We start from the raw sequence: 15,836 nt of genomic DNA, 5'->3' as shown, positions 1-15,836 counted from the left end.
CTCGCAATGCGCTCTTCCAGACCATGAGGGCGGGGCGCAACGGCCGCGTTATGGTCTTTGCGCCCGCGTGGGAGTCTCGGCCTCGATCTTCCGCGCCCCGTCATAGCGATGGCGGTTTTCGTCGATCAGTTCGAGATGCTTTCCCGCCCAGGCTCCTAGCGCGCGCAGCGGCTCCGACAGCGAATACCCCAAATCCGTCAGGGCATATTCAACTTGTGGCGGCACGGTCGGATGTACCGTCCGGCTGACCATGCCGTCGCGGTCGAGCGCTTTCAGTGTCCGGGTCAGCATTTGCTGCGAGATCCCGCCGATCGTCCGCTTGATGTCGTTGAAGCGGCGCGGTCGTTCGGCAAGCACCATGACGATCATCACCGTCCATTTGTCGCCGACGAGAGACAGCACGCTGCTCATTCTCCGGCAGTCGGCGTTGATGCCTGGAGTGGCGGGCATATCCATGTGACCAGGTCCTAAAAATATGCGTTCTTGGCGGTTCGCCCTCGGTTCCATACCTGCTCCAGGTCACAAATCCAGACCGGAGACAATCAATGAAGCTTCTTCATCTCGATTCCAGCATCATGGGTGAGGGTTCAGCGAGCCGCGCCATTTCCGCCGCCGTGGTGGCGCGTCTTTTGGAAACCGATCCAACCCTTGAGGTCACCTATCGCGACCTTGCCGCCGAGCCGATCGCGCACATGACTCTCGATGCTTTCCTGGCGCTGGAGAGCGGTGAGGACGTGCAGCAATTTCTCGACGCCGACATCGTGGTGATTGGTGCCGGGTTCTACAATTTCTCGATCCCCAGCCAGTTGAAAGCGTGGGTCGATCGCATCGCCGTGAGGGGCAAGACTTTCGCTTATGGTGAGAACGGCCCGGTCGGCCTGGTCACGGGCAAGCGCGTGATCGTCGCGCTCGCGCGCGGCAACGTCTATGGCGAGGGATCCCCCTATTCGGCATATGAGCATGCCGAAACGCTGCTGCGCTCGATTTTCAGTTTTGTCGGTGTCGATGTCGAAGTCATCGTTGCCGAAGGGCTGGGCCGCGGCGAGGAGGCGCGACGCAGCGCGATCGAGAGTGCCCTCGTTCAAGCCCGCCAGATGTCGCTGTCGTCCGACCCGGTGGTCGCGCTCTGAGGGGATGGCCTCGTGCACGACAGGCAAGCCTGACCCGTGCGCGGGGCCACTTATTGCGCCGACTGGATCTAAATCCGACGGCTCTAGGGGCAGCCAACCCTCGATATCCTGGGGAACGACTGGTTTCGGAAGATCGGGGGGTAGCGAACGGGACGACCGCCACTGGCGACGGGCGTCTGCTCTTGTCACGCTCCGCCGAATACCGATTTGCGCGGCGTCGCGCAGTGCCTTCATGCGGGGATAGTCGCTTCAAACTCGGTCTTGCCGACGCGAGACGAGGCCAGGGCAAGGTCGCCTCCGTGGCCGCGCAGGATCTGGCGCGCAAGCGACAGGCCGATTCCGCTGCCCTCTGCCTTGGTGGTGAAGAACGGCCGAAAAATGTCGCTCTCGTCACGCGCAGATATCCCCGGTCCGTTGTCGACGATGCCGATCAGCGTCCGACCGACACGCGCCTTGAATATCAGGTGGATTTTGGCGTCGGGCGCATTGTCCAGCGCCTCGGCGGCGTTCTGCAGAACCGCCCAGAGCGCGGCGGTGAGCTGGTCCGGGTCGATCAGCAGATGCGCGGGGGCCTCGTGCTTTTCCACCGCCAGTTCGATCGCGGGCCAGCGCGACGTGAAGAGCATGGCGAGATCATTTGCAAAACCGGCAAGCGCGGTGCGCCGCAGGGCGGGGGTGGGCAGGCGTGCCAGCGCGCGGTAACTCTCCCCGAAGCGATGCAGGCTCGCCGCTCGCCGTGCGACCGTTTCGATCGCCTCGCGCAACTCGGGCAGCGGTGGCACGGGATCATCGAGCATCGCCACCGCCGTCGCGGCGAGCGACGCGATCGGAGTTAGCGCGTTGACGATCTCGTGGCTCAGCACTTGGACGAGCTCGCGCAAAGCGGCCGCCTCCGCCGCCTTCAACTCGGTATCGATGTCGATCAGCGCGCCGATTCGCAGCATTCGGCCTGACAGCGCCAGGTCCCCCGTGGTGAGCGCGAAGCTCCTGATCTCCCCGGCGTCGTCCAGGTCGATCTTGGCGGTTCGGCCGGGTCGGGTGTCCGACAGCATCCCCAGGAGAGCGGGTGGAGGTTCGGCTACCAGGTCGTTCGTTCCCAGCAAGCGCCGCGCCGCGCGGTTCACCGCGCGAAGGCGGTCACCATCTAGCGAGACCAAGGGGGCCGGCGAGAGGTCCAGATAGGCGGTGAGGCGCTGGAGTGCTTCAGGGTCGGACTTTACTGGCAACGGAGCCGGTGGTGCGAGGGCGGGCGAGGGCGCGCCCTGCTCAACCGCATTGCGCACCGCGGTCCAGGCTGCGACCACAATCGCGAGCAGCGCGGTCGCGTACAGGCCGTGGGTGGCTGCCAGTGCGATGATCCCACCCGCCAGCGCGAGGACCAGCGCTCGGATCGTGCGACGGATGCCGTCAGAGGCCATAGCGCGCCATCCGCCGATATAAGGCCGCGCGGGTCAGTCCGAGTTCCTCTGCGGCACGGCTCACGTTGAACGCGTAGCGTTTGAGCGCTGCATCGATCATCGCCCGCTCGCTCTGCGCGAGCGATCGTCCCGGCTGTAGCGGCCGTTCGGCGTCGTGCGCAGGCGGCCGCGCGATATCGTCCAGTCCAAGCGCGTCGTCCGTGCCGAGCAGCACTGCGCGTTCCATCAGAAGGCGCAGCTCGCGCACATTGTCGGGCCAGGCAGATTGCGCGATCGCTTTCGCGGCAGCGTCAGCAATCGGTCCGCCAAGCTTGCCATGCCGATGTTGGAACAGGGAACGAAAATGCTGCGCCAGCAGCAGCGCGTCGCCGCCGCGCTCGGCTAGCGGTGGCACGCGGATTTCGATCGTATTGACGCGGTACAACAGGTCTTCGCCGACAGCCGCGCGCAGTTCCGCGCGATCCAGTCGGGTCGTCGCGATGACACGCGCACCGTCGACCTGCTGGGCAAGGTCGCTTTGCAACCTGCGCGGCAAGCGATCGATATGGTCGATCACCAGCGTACCGGCGAGAGCGGCGGCGAGCCGTTCCGCGATCGTCGCGCTGTCGGCGGTCTCCGCGTGGAGCGTAACCAGCGGCCCGTCAGCGCGTCCCGATCCTCGATGGATCAGCCGCGCGATCACGGTCTTGCCGGTGCCGGAGGCCCCGCTGACCAGGACCGGAGCTTCGGTCGGCGCGACACGGGCGATCAGATCGCGCACGCCCGCGATCGCGGCACTTTCGCCGAGCAACAGGCCGTCGTCGATCGGTGGCGCTGTTGCGGCATCCAGCTTCGCACGGCGCAGCGCGACGCCGCGCTGGACCGTCGCAAGCAGACGTTCGTTGTTCCACGGCTTGATGACAAAGTCGGTCGCCCCCTGGCGCATCGCCTGTACCGCGACGGCAATGCCACTGTGACCGGTGACGACGATCACCACGGCGTGGCGGTCGGCCGCAATTAGGCGGTCGAGCATCGCAAAACCCTCTTCGCCGCTGGTGCGCCCGCGCGCGAAGTTGAGGTCGAGCAGAAGGACGTCGGCAGGCCGCTCGGCGAGATACACCCAGGCAGCCGCAGGATCGGCGGCGATCGATACGGTCATTCCCTGGCGTTCAAGCAACAACCGCGCGGCCTTCGCGACGTCGGCATCGTCTTCGACGATCAGGATGGCGGGCGATTCGCTTGACATGGTGTTGCATAGTGTCCGGAAACGGACAGTCCGTACAGATATGGGAAACGCACGGCGCGATTGCTGCCAGAAACGCCGGATTTCCGCGCTTTAGGCCCGTCGCGATGCATCCGTTATGGTGTCGGCATGACGCAGATGACCCAATCTGGCGCAGCGATGGACCGTCGCATCGAGCGCCCCCACGCCAAACGTTGGCGAGTGATTGTGCGGAGTGCGATTGGCGTGGTGGTGGTGATCGCGGCCTTGGTGTTGTGGCTGCTGATGCCCGGCTCCAATACGTTGAGCGTCGATAGCGCAGCGATCCGCACCGGAGCGGTAACGCGCGCGCCGTTTCGCGATTTCGTGCCGTTACGCGCCGAAGTCGCGCCGCTGCGGACGGTGTTCGTCACCGCCATCTCGGGCGGGCAGGTCGCGGAACTGGCGGCCGCCGACGGCGCGATGGTGGCCGCGGGCACCCCGCTCGCGCGCTTGTCCAATCCTTCGCTCGCGCTCGACGTCGCCAGCCGCTCGGCCGAAATCATCGGTCAGCTGAGTGCGATAAATGGCCAGCGACTGACGGTACAGAACACGCGGCAGGACGGCGCGCGCGACCTGGCAGATGCGCGCAACGCGCTGTCCAAGGCGCAGACCCTGCTCGCGCAGAGACAGGTGCTGTTCGACAAGGGCATCATCGCCCGCGCCGCGATCGACCCCGTGCGCGAGGATGTCGCCTATCAACAGGCACGCGTCGCCACGCTCCAGCGCGGCACGAGCGAGGCGGCGGTCACGCTCGCCGCCCAATCCTCGGGCATCGCTGCGACCTCCCAGCAGTTGCGCGAGAGCCTGGCGATGGTACGCGCGAGCCTGTCGGCACTGGTATTACGCGCGCCGGTCGGCGGGCGGCTTACTGCGTTCACGCTGCAGCCGGGACAGATGCTCAAGAGCGGCGATCCCGTTGGACAGATCGATTCAGAAGGCCAGTGGAAGCTGATCGCCGACGTCGATCAATTCTATCTGGGGCGCGTCCACACCGGCCTTGGTGCGGTCGCGGACCTCGACGGTCGAAGCTATCCGATGACCCTGTTAAAGGTGCTGCCCCAGGTGACGGCAGGGCGTTTCCGCGTTGAACTCGCGTTCAGGACGAGCCCGCCGGTCGCGCTTAACCGCGGGCAGACGCTCGACGTTCGGCTCATCCTCGGCGCGGACCGGCCCGCCATCGTCGCGCCTTCGGGGGGCTGGCTCGATGCCGGCGGGACCATGGCTTTCGTGCTCGACGGCGATTCGAAAGCGGTACGGCGCGCGATCGTTACCGGGCGGCGCAACCCCGATCAGGTCGAGGTCATTTCTGGCCTCGCACCAGGCGACCGCATCGTGACCACCGCACTGACCTCCTACGCACCCTTCCAGACCCTTCTTCTCAAATAGGATTTGCCCATGATCCAGCTCCAGGACGTCAGCCGTACCTATGCCTCGGACGAGATCGAGACGACCGCGCTTGGCGGGATCGAACTGGCCGTCGAGGCCGGCGAGTTCGTCGCGATCATGGGGCCATCGGGCTGCGGAAAATCGACCTTGCTCAACATTATCGGCACGATCGATCGCCCGAGCGGCGGTCGCTATCTGTTCGAGGGTACCGACATCGCCCGCGCACCGGAGAGCGCGCTTGCAAAACTGCGGCGGGATCGCCTCGGCTTCGTGTTCCAGAGCTTCAACCTGATCGACGAATTGACGATCGCCGAGAACGTCGCCCTGGGGCTCGCCTATCGCGCAATGCCGACGGGCGAGAAAAAGGACCGCGTCGCTGCGGCGATGGATCGTGTCGGTGTCGCGCATCGCCAGCGGCACCACCCGCATCAACTCTCCGGCGGACAGCAGCAGCGCGCCGCGATCGCCCGCGCCATTGTCGGCGAGCCGCGGCTGATCCTCGCGGACGAGCCGACCGGCAATCTCGACACCGAGAATGGCGCGCAGGTGATGGACATTCTCGGCCAGCTCAACGCAGACGGATCGACGATCGTGATGGTCACCCATTCCCCCGCGCACGCCGATATCGCCAAGCGAACGGTACACATGCTCGACGGTCGCATCCTGTCCTCCGCGCGTCGGGCAGCGTAAGATGCTGGTCTCGCTCTATCGCTCGCTCGCCCACCACCGGTTGTTCGCGGCGCTCAACATTGGCGGACTGGCCCTCGGTATCGCGACCTTCCTGGTCCTTTACCTGTTCGTGCAGTTCGAAAGCGGTTTTGACCGCGTCTTGCCCGAGCAGGACAGACTGTGGGTAATGGAAGAGCGCTATGTCATGCCGGGATATCCGCCTGACCCCAATCCCAACACGATGGGCAGCGAACTCGTTCAGTTACGCGCCGACTATCCGCAACTGGTCGGCACCCGCTTCATGCCGACTGCAGCGACGGTCCGACAGGGCGCGCAAGCGACGTCGGAGGAGCTTGGCGCGGTCGATCCGAATTTCTTTGATCTGATGCAATTTCCGGCAATCGAGGGCGATCCGGCCCGCACCCTTGCCGACCCCAACGGCTTGGTGATCACGCAGCGTGCCGCCCGGAAATATTTCGGTAGCCAGCCGGCGATCGGCCAGACGCTGCAGCTCGCGATCAATGGCGCGGTCTATCCCTATCGGGTCGGCGCGGTGCTGCGCGACATGCCCGACAATGTGACCTTCAAGGACGAGATGTTCGCGCAACTGGTGCGCGCCCGCTTCGGCAACGAATGGTGGGAGCATTGGGGCAGCTCGTCATTGACCACGCTCCTGCGCTTTCCCGATACGGCCAGCGCGCGCGCCTTCGAGGCGCAATTGCCCACCTTCCTTGATCGGCATGCTTATGCCGGCGACAACATCAAGAAGGGCGAGTATTTTCAGTCGCTGCGCCCGCTGACGGCGATGCACCTCTACAGCCCTGGCGATCGCGCGATCGTGACGACGCTGGGCGTGGTCGGCTTGTTGACGCTGGTCATCGCGATCGTGAACTACGTCAATTTGGCGACTGCCCGTGCCGGCCTCCGGGCGCGCGAGGTGGCGATCCGCAAGGTGGTTGGCGGCACGCGCCGCGCGCTGATCGGTCAGTTCCTGTTCGAGGCGCTTGCTACCGTCGCGGTGGCGGCGTTGATCGGCTTTGCGCTGGCCGAGATCGCGCTGCCATTCGTCAATACGCTCGGGGGCACCCAACTCGCGCTCCATTATTTCGGGCGCGACGGGATCGTACTTCCCATGATCGCGCTGGTCCTGGTGATCGCGCTGGTGGCCGGTCTGTACCCCGCCTTCGTCCTGTCGGGTTTCCGTCCCGCTGCGGTGCTGGCCTCGACGCGCGCACCGGGCGGTGGTCGCGCCGGAGCACGGTTGCGTGGCGCGCTGGTCATCGTCCAGTTCGCCATCGCCATCGCCTTTGCGATCGCAACCGGGACGATGCTGGCGCAGACCGCGCACATCCGCGACGCCGACCTCGGCTTCCATCGGGAAGGGCTGCTGCTCATTCGCTCGTTCAACGATAGCGGGCTCGATGCGGCGCAGCGCGCGGACATCTTACGCAGCGCGGCAGCGGTTCCGGGCGTGACGGGCGTCACGGTGGGCAACAATGCGCCGGGGGATCAGGATACGACCAATTTCTCGGGCTACAGTCGGCCAGGTGCGCCCGACCGGAAGATATCGGTGATGGATGTCGGGACGGGGCGCGACTATTTCGCGGTCTACGGTGCCCGGCGCATTGCCGGGCGCCTGTTCGACGCGGCGCATGCCGACGATCGCGCTCTTCTTTCCCCGGCGGAGCGCAAGAAAATCGGCCCCAACCTGGTGATCAATCGCAAGGCGGTGACGGCGCTCGGCTTTTCGTCGCCGACGGCGGCGGTGGGGCAAACGATCAGCGATGGCGATCGATGGTCGACGATCATCGGCGTGGTCGACAATGTCCGCTTCCGCAGTCCGCGTGACCCGGTCGACCCGGTCGCTTATTATTACGACACTGTCGGGGTCATCTCGCCGATCGCAGCGGTGCGGTATAGCGGAGATCCAAAAGCGATGACGGCGGCACTCGAGACGGCGTGGAAGCGCGTCGCGCCCGGGGTTCCGTTCCGCGCCCGCTCGGTCGAGGACAACCTGTTCGCGCGCTACTACAAGGCCGATGCGCAGCGCTCGCGGTTGTTTACAATCGGCGCGGTGCTTGCGATCCTGATCGGGTGCATCGGCCTTTACGGGCTGGCCGCCTTCGATACCGCGCGCCGCGTCAAGGAGATCGGCATCCGCAAGACGCTCGGCGCGTCGACCGCGGAAGTGCTGCGTTTGCTGATCGTTCAGTTCATGCGGCCGGTGCTGCTGGCGAATCTTGTGGCCTGGCCGCTGGCCTTTGTCGCCATGCAGCGCTGGCTCGGCGGGTTTGACGACCGGATTGCGCTGTCGCCGCTGTTCTTCGTTGGCGCGACGCTGATCGCGGTGTTGATCGCGGCCGCGACCGTGTTTGGCCAAGCATGGCGCGTCGCGCGCGCGGAGCCGGCCCGCGCATTGCGCCACGAATAAGGTGCCCGGGCAAAGCAGGGGAACTGCCCGGCGGGTGCGGCTTGGTCAAGCTGCACCCTCGCGCATCCGAGCTCTCAAAATCCTCCGAATGATCGATACGCGCTCGAACCGCCTTCCGATGCGTTCGGTTCGTCGGGAACGATCGCAATCGATGTTTGACTGATGCGTCAACCGATGCAGTTTCGGCATCCATGAGAACCCGTTTCGCGATTACGACCAATGGAGCATTCTATTGATGCTGAAGCGGAATTGGACGTGCTCTGCCGACGATGGGTTTTTGCGAACGCGGAATGCGGCTGCCAGCGGTTCGAGGCGAGCTTTTCTTGCCGGGCTCACCGCGACGCCGTTTCTGATGCCGCATCCGGCTTTGGCCGTGCGTCGAGCCGAGACAATTCTTTCGCAGATCCCGCTCGACGCTGCGCCCGGGATCGCGGCCGGAGCGGTTCGAAAGGGCCGAATTGTGGCTGCTGGAGGCGCGGGCACCAAGGGCAATGCAGCGTCCGTTCCCGATGCGCAGACGATCTTTGAGATCGGTTCGTTGACGAAGACCTTCACAGCGTCGCTGATCTTTCAACTTCAAGAGGAAGGTCTGCTGCGTATCGACGCGCCAATCGAGACCTATGTGTCGGATATCCCCGCGACCTGGCGGAATATTCGGCTTTCGCAGCTTCTCAGCCACACGTCCGGGTTGCCCGAATATCTCAATGGAGACAATTTCCGCCTGCTTATGCCGCAGGAGCTCAAGCCGAGGCAAATCCTCGCGCTGGTGGCGGACCGGCCCAACAGCTTCGCGCCCGGCGAGCGGCACGAATACAACAATACCGGCTTCATTCTTCTTGGGATGGCGGCCGAAGCGGTCACCAGGGAAAACTATTGGAACCTGCTTCGGCAGCGCTTTTTCGGGCCAGCCGACATGTCGTCGACGGGCCCTCGCGATCGGATCCCATGCAGGAACCGTTGTGCTTCAGGGCATTTCTGGAGCGAAGGGCGTTACGACGACGATCCTCCGCGCAGCGCGGCCGGATCGACTTGGGCAGCCGGCGGCCTCCTGTCGACCGTAGCCGATATCAATCGCTGGTCCGTTGCCCTGGATCAGGGGCGAATCTTGAGCTCGGGCGTTCGGCGGAAGATGTGGCGTCGCGCCAGCCTGTCGAACGGTCAGCCCGCCGGTTGGGGCTTTGGGTGGGAAGTCGACGAGGTGGATGGAAGGACCATCGTCTCGCACGGCGGGGGAACCGCCGGTTTCTCTTGCTGGTACCGCCGCGACCTTGACGAACCCCTCTCGACGATCGTTCTCACCAACCAAAATGGTAGAGCAGATCCAAAGGTGATGACCGACGCGCTGCTCAAAGCGATCAAGCTCGGCGACCGCTCGTGAGGAGCGCCGCGAAACCGATCAGCGCTTCGTGCTAAAAAAGGTGCATCCACAGGATATCGGCTGGTTGTGTGGTGCCCGGCATCGAGACCCGGTCCGCTGAGGCGGCTTCGGCATTCTCGCGCCCCGGTTCCTTCGCGAGCGTTGGCATGCGGGGGACCTGATCGGGCATGACGAAACGGTCCCGGATCACGCCGTTTCGCGCGAATGTCGGCAGATACTCGATGGCCAACCGGTCGGGGTTTGTCCGGCAGGGGCAGCGACCGTACCTTTTCTGCACCAGCCGCCGTCGGATGGCTCAATCTCCCCTTCCATCTCGAGCGGAGCGGGTGACCATTATTTTCGTGTCGGTGCGATCGGAGACCCGCGCGATTCCGTTCAACTCCAGCGCCGTAACGAAGCTATCGACATCGCCGGCGGCAAACACCCCGACAATATTGGTCGCCGGTGCGGGCCCGTCCACAAAGACGATCTTGCGCGCGGAGTAACGGTTAACCTCGTTCAGCGCTTCCGCCAGCGGCTCGCGAATGAAGGTCAACCGACCCGTCAGCCAGCTCGTCTCGCTCGCCGTATCGACGTGTGTCACGTTCCAGGCATGATCCGATTTCGCGATCAGGCGCGCACCCGCCACCATATTGACGCGCCGACCGGGCCGGACCCATCCATTGGGCTGCTCGACGCGGACTTTACCTTCGATCAGCGTCACGGTCAGTTTCGCTTGATCATCGAGCTGGACGTCGAATTCGGTTCCAACTGCACGGATCGTCTTGCTGGCTGCTTCGACGAGAAAGGGGTGGACACGGTCCTTGGCGACTTGAAAGAAGGCATGCCCCCGTATCAGTCGCAAGCGGCGACGGGCACCCATTTCGACCACGCGCAGTTCGCTCTCCGCATCGAGCGTCACCACAGAGCCGTCCGTCAAGGTTGCGGTCGTGCGCTGCCCGGTGCCGGTGCGGAACAACTCGCCCTCCGAACCGAACCAGGATCGCACTGGATTGCCATATTGCAGAAACGTAACCGAGGAGGACACCAGCAGCAGCACCGCCGCGGCAAGCGCCAGCAACGCCTTGAAACGCGCCGGACGATTGTATGCGTGAACATCGTGCTCGCGTATTTCCAGGACTGCCGGGTCGTTGGCGATCGAATCCAGAGCGTCCCATTGCTGTTGCAGCCGCTCAAGCTGGGCGTGAGCACCCGGGTTGGAGCGGAGCCAATCCGCGAACGCTTCCCGTTCTTCCGCCGCCATGTCGCCGGAGCGCTGCGCGCTGAACCAACGCGTCGCCTCGGCACGCAAGCCATCTTCGAGACGTTTAGGCTCGATCGTCACTGTATGTCCTCCATGACGTCGGACAGACGGAGCAAGGCCCGGTGGATCAACTCCTTTACCGAATTTTTGGTTATGCCCATGCGTACGGCAATCGTCTGGTATGTCATGTTCTCGAACCGGTGCATGACAAACGCGGCGCGTACGCGCGGGGACAGGTTCGCAATGGCCTGAATCACCAGGGCATATTGTTCTCTCCCGATCGCAATGCGTTCGGGAGAAATGTCGTCGCGGGGTTCTGCGGTGGTCCCCTCGATCGAGCCGAGCACCGGCCGCATACGGCCGCCATCGGCGCGATAGCGGCTGATGAGGACATTTTGTGCGACCCGGAAAAGATAGCGTTCGGCATGCTCGATCGGCTGGTTTGACTGGGCGGTTTGCATGCGCAGGAAAACATCCTGAACAAGGTCGTCAATATCCGCTGCGTTGACCCGCCGGGCCAGGAAGCGGCGCAAGCCTGGCCCATAGCGATTCATCCATTCCGTCAGGTCATAGGTGTGCTGCGGCCTGTTGTCCGCCGACATGCGATCAGCCTTTCCCGGTCGATCTCCACTCATGCGCCTCGCTCCGCCGGACAATTCGGCATGTCCCAGATGATAGACGGTGCTCTGCTATGGTCGGGGGGATCAGGAGAGGGCTTTTCTCGTCGCGGGACACCGTTTGCTGGAATCTTTCGTTTTTTTCAGGATGATCCCCCCACCAGGCTCATGGTCGCGTCATAGTCGTACGGAAGCGGATTCGGCTCAAGTCGAAACGCAATACAGGAGGGGATGATGACCTTTGGGTCCTTGCGCGTTCGTCGATCTATGTTGTGCGGAATCGCGCTGGCAGGATTGATTGTATCAACCTGTGGAAGTCCGGCCTTTGCCGAGACGCCATATCATATTCGCCCGCAGTCACTTGATCTCGCCTTGCGCGACTTTGGCTTGCAAAGCGGGCTGACGATCATGGCGGATGCCGCGCTGACCAAAGGCAAGGTGAGTCACGGGATCGCTGGTGCCGCAACCCCGGAAGCGGCGTTGAGCGCGATCTTGCGCGGTTCCGGTCTGACCTATCGCCGGCAGGGCAAAGTCTTTGTGATCCAGCCGGGGGCGCTTGGGAGCGTTGAGGGAAACGGCCAGGCAGCCACGCCGGTCGCCGTGCCGACTGAGCAAGCGCAGTCCGACGCTATAGGCCAGGATATTATCGTGACCGCACAGAAGCGGCGGGAATCGATCCAGAAGGTCCCCATCGCGGTGTCTGCGTTTAGCGCCAAGGCGCTCGACCAGTATAAGATCGAAGGGGGTGCCGAGCTCGAACGCGCAGTGCCGAACGTCAACTTCTCGAAGAACAATTTTAGCGGCTACAATTTCTCGATCCGCGGGGTCGGCACCAAGGCCGTTTCGGTAAGCACCGATCCTGCCGTCGCGATCAGCTACAACAATACACCGCTACTGCGAAATCGCCTGTTCGAGCAGGAATATTTCGATGTCGAGCGGGTCGAGGTGCTGCGGGGGCCACAGGGCACGCTTTATGGTCGCAATGCCACTGCGGGCGTCGTCAACATGCTCCCGAACAAGCCAAGCAACCGGTTCGAAGGCTCTTTGAAGGGAGAGGTCGGCAATTACGATACGCGCCGCGTAAGCGGCATGCTCAACGTCCCGCTGACCGATACCTTCGCGGTGCGCGTCGCCGGTGCCTACACCAATCGCAGCGGGTTCGATTACAACACGGTAACCGACCGGGCGGTCAATGGTCGTGATCTCTGGTCGCTGCGCGCGACGGCACAGTGGCGACCCGTCGACGATTTCACCGCCAGTCTCGTCTGGGAGCATTTCGACGAAAAGGACGATCGGTCCCGCACCGGCAAGCAATTGTGCCACTACGATCCCGGTCCCAGCACGGTTGGAGGGCTGGCTGTGCCGGAAGTTTCCAACGGGTTTCCCATCCGTGCCCAGCTAAGCCAAGGGTGCGCCAACGGTTCGCTCTATGACGCGGGTGCCTATGGCGTGCCGAACGGACTGAGCCTGCCCTATGTCGCTGCCGCCAGCGGGCTGGTCCAATTGGGCTTCCTGCCGGACTTTTCCGGGCTTGCGACCTTCGCCGATCCGACCCGCGATCCCTATGCCGGGGTCGTGCAATCGCGCAACTTGCGCGAGATTGCGACAAAGTATGATCCGACTTTTCGGGCGCGCAACGATATCTTTCAGCTCAATTTTGAATGGGGCGTGCGCAGCAACCTGAAACTGTATTCGCAGTCGCTGTACACCAAGGATTTTTACCACTCGACCCAGGACTATAACCGGTTCAATTCGGTGCCGATTATCAACGATTCGATCGGCCTCTTCAGCCTCGACACTTTCACGCCGGAGGTAAAGGGGTTCACGCCAGGCGGCGTGTTCAACGATCCGCAGCTTGGCGCATCCAATACCTTGGTTGCAGTCGACATGGTCAACTCCCGCAGCGAACAATGGTCGCAGGAATTCCGGTTGCAATCGTCCAACACCGGGCCGTTCAATTTCAGCTTCGGTGCCAACTATCTCCATTTCAAAATCAATGAAGATTATTACGTCTTTTCCAATTTTTTTACAGCGATCGCCCAAGGGTATTTCAACGGACCGGTCAGTACCGACACGCCGCCTCCTGCCTGTCCGGCAGGGGCAACCACAGGCTGCATCTATATCGATCCCAATCCGATCGACCGGATCAATGGCCAGGGGCACAATTATTTCCGGAGCGACAATATCTACAAGGTCGATTCCTACGCGGCCTTTGGCGAGGTTTACTGGCGTGCCACGCCCAACCTCAAGGTCACCGGGGGATTGCGCTATACCGATGATCGTAAGGTTACGACGCCGGTTCCCACACAATTGCTGCTTTCACCGGGTATATCGGGCGGGGGCTACGTCAATTCCGGCTATCCCGCCCAACCCGACATTCACCAATCGTGGCGTCGCTTCACAGGGCGGCTGGCGGTGGACTGGTCGCCTGAACTGGCCTTTACCGATTCCACGCTGGTCTACGGATCTTATTCGCGCGGCTATAAGGCGGGCGGCACGAATCCGCCTGGCATCAATGCCGACCCGCAATATCTCGAATTTTACCCGCAACCGACCACCTACAAACCGGAATATGTCAACGCTTTCGAGGTTGGCTTGAAGAATACGTTCGACCACGGTCGACTGACGCTCAACGGTTCGGCATTTTTCTACGATTACAAAGGGTATCAGATTTCGAAGATCGTCGATCGCACGGCTTTGAACGAAAATTTCAATGCGCAGACGTGGGGTGCAGAACTCGAAGCGACGTGGCGACCTGTGCGAAATCTGCAATTCAACGCCAATGTCGGCTATCTCGGTACGCGGCTCGGCAAAGGTTCGTCGTCGATCGACGTCATGAATCGAACGCAGGGCAACCCTGATTGGACGCTGGTGCGCCCGTGGGTGCAATTGACATCAAGCTGCATCGCGCCGACCTCGATCGTCAAGAACATCGTTCAGGATCCGTCGGCTCCCCCTCTTGTGCTGGCCCTGTTGTGCGGCGGGGTTGCGGGACTGAATTTCGGGAGCTTCAAGCCGGGCGATACGCTGGCGGCGAAATATGGCGCTTATGATCTGAAAACCGCGCCCAATAACGGGCAGGGGATTGCAGCGGATGTGAGCGGGCACGAATTGCCCAACGCGCCGCACTGGACGTTAAATCTCGGTGTTCAATATACGTTCGAGAGCGGGGATTGGGCGCTGACGCCGCGCGCCGATTTCTACCGCCAAGATGCAAGCTGGGCGCGGATCTACAACACCGCGATCGACCGGCTACGGGCATGGAATAACACCAATATCTCTCTCACGCTCGACCAGCGCAAATGGGATATGACGTTGCAGGTCTATGTGAAGAACCTGTTCAATTCGACGCCGATCACCGATGCCTTCGTCAATAGCGACGATTCGGGCCTGACAACCAATGTGTTCACGCTCGATCCACGCATAATCGGCGTCAGCATCACCAAACGCTTCTGATCGGCACCCCCTTTGCCGACAGTTTGGCCGCGCAGCGAGACAAGGCTGCGCGGCCAATTTTTTCGGTCGGGATGGTGCCTCATAGAGGTAGCTACAAAATACGTAATTTGCAGAAATTCATCCCCCCGAAACTGATGCACGAGCGTCAATCGAAATGGGGAGGAATTCCCCGAAAAAAGATGTGTAAACCATCTATTCGAGAGAGGATGAACCATGAAAAAGCTTGCAGTACTTTGCGCTGCCGCCGCAATGACGTTGGCCGGACCGGCGTTCGCGCAGTCGTTTTCCCCATCGGGTGCTACCGTCACGGCGACGGGCGCGACCAGCTTGACCGCGCCTGGTTTCCCGACCCTCAATTGTGCAGCGACCTTTCGCGGTACCGTCAATAGCGACGGAACGGCGACGATCACCAGCGCCAGCTTTGTCGGCGGGCCGCTCGGTGCTTGTGCGCTAGTGCGGTTGACCACGCCGTTCACGCTCGTTCCAACGTCGACGACTTCGGTCAACGTCAATGGCCTCGAAGTGACCGCGCCGGTATCGTGCGGTCCCGCCAATGTCAGCGCGACCTGGGCCAATGGAACGCCGTCGCACTTCGATATTCCGACGGCCACGATCAGCCCTGGCGGCTGCACGGTCACCGCGCACCTGACCGTGTCGGGCATCACGATTATCTGACCGACGACGATCGGGGGGATCGTTCGTCCTCCCGGTTCCGTCGAAGTGTGATCCCGTTCCTCGTCGATCCCGGTGTGCCGGTGCATCGGGATCGACACTGGGGTGGTACCGCATTCCGGTGTAAAATGAGGGGGGCGGATCAACCGGCGGGGATTGCCCCAGGATGATGTGTGCGTGTCGGATTTGAAGG

At 62.7% G+C, this 15,836-nt stretch carries 13 protein-coding genes; 7 read left to right on the top strand and 6 right to left on the bottom strand.

Annotated features, from left to right (window positions below; all coding sequences use genetic code 11):
- Positions 1 to 48: 48 nt before the first annotated feature.
- Positions 49 to 411, bottom strand: a complete 363-nt coding sequence (locus tag EJC47_RS01195; RefSeq protein WP_249340843.1) for a winged helix-turn-helix transcriptional regulator — start codon at positions 409 to 411, stop codon at positions 49 to 51.
- Positions 412 to 545: 134 nt separating this feature from the next.
- Between EJC47_RS01195 and EJC47_RS01190 the strand changes: the two genes are divergently transcribed.
- Complete coding sequence (locus EJC47_RS01190) at positions 546 to 1,130, top strand: FMN-dependent NADH-azoreductase (protein WP_126845148.1); 585 nt, start codon at positions 546 to 548, stop codon at positions 1,128 to 1,130.
- 230 nt (positions 1,131 to 1,360) lie between these two features.
- Here the strand turns inward: EJC47_RS01190 and EJC47_RS01185 are convergent, their stop codons facing one another.
- Both EJC47_RS01185 and EJC47_RS01180 read right to left on the bottom strand, forming a co-directional pair.
- Positions 1,361 to 2,548 carry a sensor histidine kinase gene (locus tag EJC47_RS01185; protein ID WP_033964059.1) on the bottom strand — a complete coding sequence of 396 codons (1,188 nt, stop codon included), beginning with the start codon at positions 2,546 to 2,548 and terminating at the stop codon, positions 1,361 to 1,363.
- A complete protein-coding gene (locus EJC47_RS01180; RefSeq protein ID WP_033964061.1) occupies positions 2,538 to 3,773 on the bottom strand; it encodes a sigma-54-dependent transcriptional regulator in 1,236 nt (411 codons plus the stop codon). Before EJC47_RS01180 ends, EJC47_RS01185 begins: the two co-directional genes overlap by 11 nt.
- Positions 3,774 to 3,899: 126 nt before the next feature.
- Here EJC47_RS01180 and EJC47_RS01175 point away from each other — a divergent pair, with 126 nt between their 5' ends.
- From EJC47_RS01175 to EJC47_RS01160, 4 genes are all read left to right on the top strand, one after another.
- Positions 3,900 to 5,177 carry an efflux RND transporter periplasmic adaptor subunit gene (locus EJC47_RS01175; protein ID WP_231564953.1) on the top strand — a complete coding sequence of 426 codons (1,278 nt, stop codon included), beginning with the start codon at positions 3,900 to 3,902 and terminating at the stop codon, positions 5,175 to 5,177.
- 9 nt (positions 5,178 to 5,186) lie between these two features.
- The gene (locus EJC47_RS01170) at positions 5,187 to 5,867 is read left to right on the top strand and encodes an ABC transporter ATP-binding protein (protein ID WP_126845147.1); all 681 of its coding nucleotides are present in this window, start codon (positions 5,187 to 5,189) and stop codon (positions 5,865 to 5,867) included.
- A gap of 1 nt (position 5,868) precedes the next feature.
- Positions 5,869 to 8,277, top strand: a complete 2,409-nt coding sequence (locus tag EJC47_RS01165) for an ABC transporter permease (RefSeq protein ID WP_126845146.1) — start codon at positions 5,869 to 5,871, stop codon at positions 8,275 to 8,277.
- A 235-nt stretch (positions 8,278 to 8,512) separates the two neighbouring features.
- Positions 8,513 to 9,655, top strand: a complete 1,143-nt coding sequence (locus EJC47_RS01160) for a serine hydrolase domain-containing protein (RefSeq protein ID WP_126845145.1) — start codon at positions 8,513 to 8,515, stop codon at positions 9,653 to 9,655.
- 31 nt (positions 9,656 to 9,686) lie between these two features.
- Here EJC47_RS01160 and EJC47_RS01155 read toward each other — a convergent pair whose 3' ends face one another.
- The 3 genes from EJC47_RS01155 to EJC47_RS01145 all read right to left on the bottom strand — a co-directional run bounded on the left by EJC47_RS01155 (position 9,687) and on the right by EJC47_RS01145 (position 11,500).
- Positions 9,687 to 9,884 carry a hypothetical protein gene (locus EJC47_RS01155; protein ID WP_221885153.1) on the bottom strand — a complete coding sequence of 66 codons (198 nt, stop codon included), beginning with the start codon at positions 9,882 to 9,884 and terminating at the stop codon, positions 9,687 to 9,689.
- A gap of 66 nt (positions 9,885 to 9,950) precedes the next feature.
- Complete coding sequence (locus EJC47_RS01150) at positions 9,951 to 10,979, bottom strand: FecR family protein (protein ID WP_126845144.1); 1,029 nt, start codon at positions 10,977 to 10,979, stop codon at positions 9,951 to 9,953.
- A complete protein-coding gene (locus EJC47_RS01145) occupies positions 10,976 to 11,500 on the bottom strand; it encodes an RNA polymerase sigma factor (RefSeq protein WP_033964073.1) in 525 nt (174 codons plus the stop codon). Before EJC47_RS01145 ends, EJC47_RS01150 begins: the two co-directional genes overlap by 4 nt.
- Positions 11,501 to 11,887: 387 nt before the next feature.
- On the opposite strand from EJC47_RS01145, the gene EJC47_RS01140 reads away from it, so the two are divergent.
- Together EJC47_RS01140 and EJC47_RS01135 are read left to right on the top strand one after the other, a co-directional pair.
- Entirely contained in the window at positions 11,888 to 14,971 is a 3,084-nt protein-coding gene (locus EJC47_RS01140) for a TonB-dependent receptor domain-containing protein (RefSeq protein ID WP_260591430.1), read from the top strand.
- Between the two features lie 213 nt (positions 14,972 to 15,184).
- Positions 15,185 to 15,646 carry a hypothetical protein gene (locus EJC47_RS01135; protein WP_126845143.1) on the top strand — a complete coding sequence of 154 codons (462 nt, stop codon included), beginning with the start codon at positions 15,185 to 15,187 and terminating at the stop codon, positions 15,644 to 15,646.
- The last annotated feature ends 190 nt before the right edge of the window (positions 15,647 to 15,836 follow it).

This window comes from Sphingomonas sp. TF3 (genome assembly GCF_003985085.1).
Taxonomy (GTDB): Bacteria; Pseudomonadota; Alphaproteobacteria; order Sphingomonadales; family Sphingomonadaceae; genus Sphingomonas.
This window is presented reverse-complemented; position numbering and strand designations above follow the sequence as displayed.